4 protein-coding genes and 1 pseudogene are annotated in these 3625 nt (G+C 36.4%); 3 read left to right on the top strand and 2 right to left on the bottom strand.

Annotated elements, in window-relative coordinates; genetic code table 11:
* Window positions 1–71 precede the first annotated feature (71 nt).
* The gene (locus tag ABYK33_RS14665) at window positions 72–1436 is read right to left on the bottom strand and encodes an FAD/NAD(P)-binding oxidoreductase (RefSeq protein WP_373034044.1); all 1365 of its coding nucleotides are present in this window, start codon (window positions 1434–1436) and stop codon (window positions 72–74) included.
* A gap of 199 nt (window positions 1437–1635) precedes the next feature.
* A complete protein-coding gene (locus ABYK33_RS14660) occupies window positions 1636–2361 on the bottom strand; it encodes a Rieske 2Fe-2S domain-containing protein (protein WP_373034043.1) in 726 nt (241 codons plus the stop codon).
* Window positions 2362–2590: 229 nt separating this feature from the next.
* Between ABYK33_RS14660 and rpsF the strand changes: the two genes are divergently transcribed.
* The 3 genes and pseudogenes from rpsF to ABYK33_RS14645 form a co-directional block, all read left to right on the top strand.
* Window positions 2591–3013 (top strand): 30S ribosomal protein S6, encoded by a 423-nt coding sequence (gene rpsF, locus ABYK33_RS14655; protein ID WP_373034041.1) that lies wholly within the window; start codon window positions 2591–2593, stop codon window positions 3011–3013.
* Between the two features lie 25 nt (window positions 3014–3038).
* Window positions 3039–3536 carry a single-stranded DNA-binding protein gene (locus ABYK33_RS14650; RefSeq protein WP_373034040.1) on the top strand — a complete coding sequence of 166 codons (498 nt, stop codon included), beginning with the start codon at window positions 3039–3041 and terminating at the stop codon, window positions 3534–3536.
* Window positions 3537–3545: 9 nt separating this feature from the next.
* Window positions 3546–3625 (top strand): annotated as a pseudogene (locus ABYK33_RS14645) (30S ribosomal protein S18); the annotation flags it as partial.

The following is a 3625-nucleotide window of genomic DNA, read 5'->3' as shown; positions in this document are numbered from 1 at the left end:
GAGAGTTTACGTAGGTAAGTGACTGCACCCATCTTTCATAGATGAGTGCAGATCATTAAAAAGATGACCTATTAAGAGAACATTTCTCTCATAACTCCACCAAACCACTCTCTAGTAGCTGTTGCAGTACCTTTAGATCTGAATTTACCGTTACCATCTTTTGGCTTAGGTACATTTCCTTTACCTTTTAGTTTACCACTCTTATCTGCAGAGAACGTGTGTGTAACCATAATCGCTTCTTCTGGTTTACCACCTACCATTGAGAAACATACGTTTGCTGCTTTAGCTGGAAGACCTGCTTTAGTGTCAGATACTTTACCATTAAGTTGATCAACAATTTGTCCTGCTGCTCTATGAGCACCCCAGATAGCTGTTTGTCCACTTGGTGGGATAGCATGAGTTACTGCATCACCAATAACATAAATGTTTGCATCAGTTTTAGATCTGAAGCTATAACCGTCCATCAATGCATAACCTGCACCGTTTACTTCAATACCTGCATGTGCAACTACTGGAGAACATTTGTTGATTGGCATAAGGTTACAAACTTGATACTTCTCAGTTTTAGTTACACCTTTTTCATCATCAGCATTTGCAAATTCTTTATATGTAATTGTTTTTGCTGCGGTATCAACATCAACAACTTCAGTAAGACCTTTATACTCAATGATATCTGCGAATAAGTCATTCCAAGATTCTTTAAATGCAGCACCTTTAGCAAATTTTCCACCTCTTGTATCAAGAACAATTACTTTTCCTTTGATACCTTCATTTTTCATGTAGTTCGCTACCATAGCTGTTCTCTCATATGGTGCTGGTGGACATCTGTATTTTCCTTTTGCAGGTGGTACGATGATCACGTTACCATCATCCATATTGTCAAGCTGTCTCTTCAATGCGATATGCTCATTACCTGGCATTAAACCAGATGGACAAGCCTGAGAAACCTCTGCAATTTTTTCCGCTGACCATGTTGGGAATTGTTTTTCATAATCATATGCAATACCTGGAGAAAGTACAAGAATATCATATGCGATAACACCTGTTGTTGTTGTCACTGTTTTGGCTTTTCTATCAATACCAGTTACTGTTGCATTAACAAAGTTATAGTCATGTTTTGCAGACGGCTGATAGTAATCGCCAACAAAAGTGTCTAAACTTACACCATCAAGACCACCAAGTAAAGCATTAGAGAAAGGACATGCCATGAAGATGTTGTTCTTTTCAATTACAGTTACTTCAATAGTTTTATCTTTTTTTCTAAGTGCTTTCGCCATAGTGAGTCCACCGAAACCTCCACCTACGATCACTACTGATTTACCAGTAGTTTTCTTAGCTGCTGCTTTTCCCTCAGTTGCTACTGCCATGCTTGGCATTGCAGCAGCTGCTGCTGCTACACCAGCAAGTTTAAACGTATCTCTTCTATTCATTGCCATAATGTCTCCTATTAGAATTGTATTTTTAAATCTCTTTACATAATATAAAGTAATTAAATTATGACAGAAGTTATATTTAATCACAATTATTTTGAAGCATTTTATGAATTAATTTGAAGATGTAACCAAAAGGTACAAGAAAATTTTGAAGGAATAACTATAAGATATGATGCAATTTATCATACCTTATATGTCGGTTTTACGCTTGAATTAGTTCGGCAGAGAAATTCTTAAGTGGTTGTACTTTTACCTCATCTTTTGTAAGTTTTTTAGCGCCTTTTCTTCCATAAACCGCTTTAAGTTCTTGTTTAAATGCATCAAAGAATGCTTGAAACTTGTTTGGTCCAAGTACAGCAACTGCCCAAATATTATCCTCTTCATCAATTTCAAGAATGATAGAAGCCAAACCTTGAGGTGCTGGTCCACCTACCACTTTCCCACCTTCTCTTGGATCGTATGCAGCAAGATGTGAAGAACACACAAAAACACCTGGTTTATCATATGCTAATGTTTTTCCTGTAGTTGGTACGTACTGGAACATAGACATCTTAGTTGTAGGATAAGTTAATTGATGCGCACAGATTGCAGAATAAGCAACAAGTGTTCCTTTTGCTCCTGCACCACCTTTATAAACATATTCAGTCCCGTCTTCTGCTTTCAGCTTAATGTCTTTTTCTGTAGGGGATGGAAGGTCAACCATAATAGCAGGAGTACCTGCATGTGGGTACATAAATACATAGTTCTCTTCTACAACTAACGCTTTAGATTTAAGTGGGTTACCCTCAGCATCTTTAAGTTGTACCTTTTCAAATGTTTGAAAAAGACTTCCATCTTCTGCATAAAGCTTCTCAGTAATAAGTGATGGAGCAATTGCTACTGCCATTGCTGATGTTGCCGATAAACGTAAAAAATTTCTTCTTTTCATAATAAATCCCTTTTATATAAATTAACTTTATCAAATAATACAAGAAAACTTATTAATATTACGAGTTTACAACAAAAAAATATCTAAAAAATTTTCTAATGTGTGCCTAAGGGATAATGTTGTAATATAATGCTTCCAAAATTCTTGCTCATTTTTGGACAGCTATACTTACATTCAAGATGTTTGTTTACAGCTGTATACATGGGCTATTAAACCAAAAGGAAACAATATGACTTGTTATGAAACACTGTTTGTAGTTAAACCTACACTTACAGAAGAAGAGATTGCAGCACAAATTACGAAAGTAAAAGATATTCTTGCTAGAGAAGGTGCTGAGCTAGTTGGTACTAATGATATGGGTATGAGAAAACTTGCATATCCAGTAGAAAAACATAATAGAGGATACTATACTGTTCTTTTCTATAAAGCAGAAGGTACAACTATTCAAGAGCTTGAGAGAAATCTTAAGATCAATGAAGACGTTATGAAGTTTTTAACTGTTAAATATACTAAACAAAAAGAGCTAGCACAATTTAATAAACTTGTTGCAGAAGCGAACAAAAAAGAAGCTACTCCTGTAGCAGAGACGAAAGCACCTGAAGCAGAAGCGCCTGCAGCAGAAGCACCTGCAGCAGAAGCTACAGAAGCATAATCAACCATAGATTAGGAGCAACCTTATGTACAACAAGATAATTTTAGCCGGAAACCTCACTAGAGATATTGAGATCAAATATACACAAAGTGGATCTGCCATTGGTAATACTGCCATCGCAACTTCACGTAAATTCAAGTCTCAAACTGGTGAACAAAAAGAAGAAGTACTCTTTGTAGACCTTACTTTTTTTGGTAGAACTGCTGAAATTGCAAATCAGTACTTACGTAAAGGTAGCAAAGTTTTAGTAGATGGAAGATTGAAGCTAGATCAGTGGACAGCGCAAGATGGAAGCAAAAGAAGCAAACACTCAGTAACAGTGGAAAACCTTCAAATGCTAGGAAGTAAAGACGAAGCAGCACCTATGGGTGGTAACGGATATAGTCAACAAGGTGGAACAGATTATAATGCTCCATCAAATGACAGCTATAGTCAACCTGCACCGTCTGCTCCGAAAGCTGCACCACAACCTACGTCAAACATCCCAGAAATTGACATAAATGAAGATGAAATACCGTTTTAGGAGAACACCATGGCAGAAAGAAGAAAATTTAAAAAAAGATTTTGCAAATATTGTGAATTAAAAGTAGACTTTATAGACTACAAAGACTT

The organism is Sulfurovum sp. (assembly GCF_041562805.1).
GTDB lineage: Bacteria > Campylobacterota > Campylobacteria > Campylobacterales > Sulfurovaceae > Sulfurovum.
Note: the sequence above shows the minus strand (reverse complement) of the source record. Positions and strands in the feature narration are given on the sequence as shown.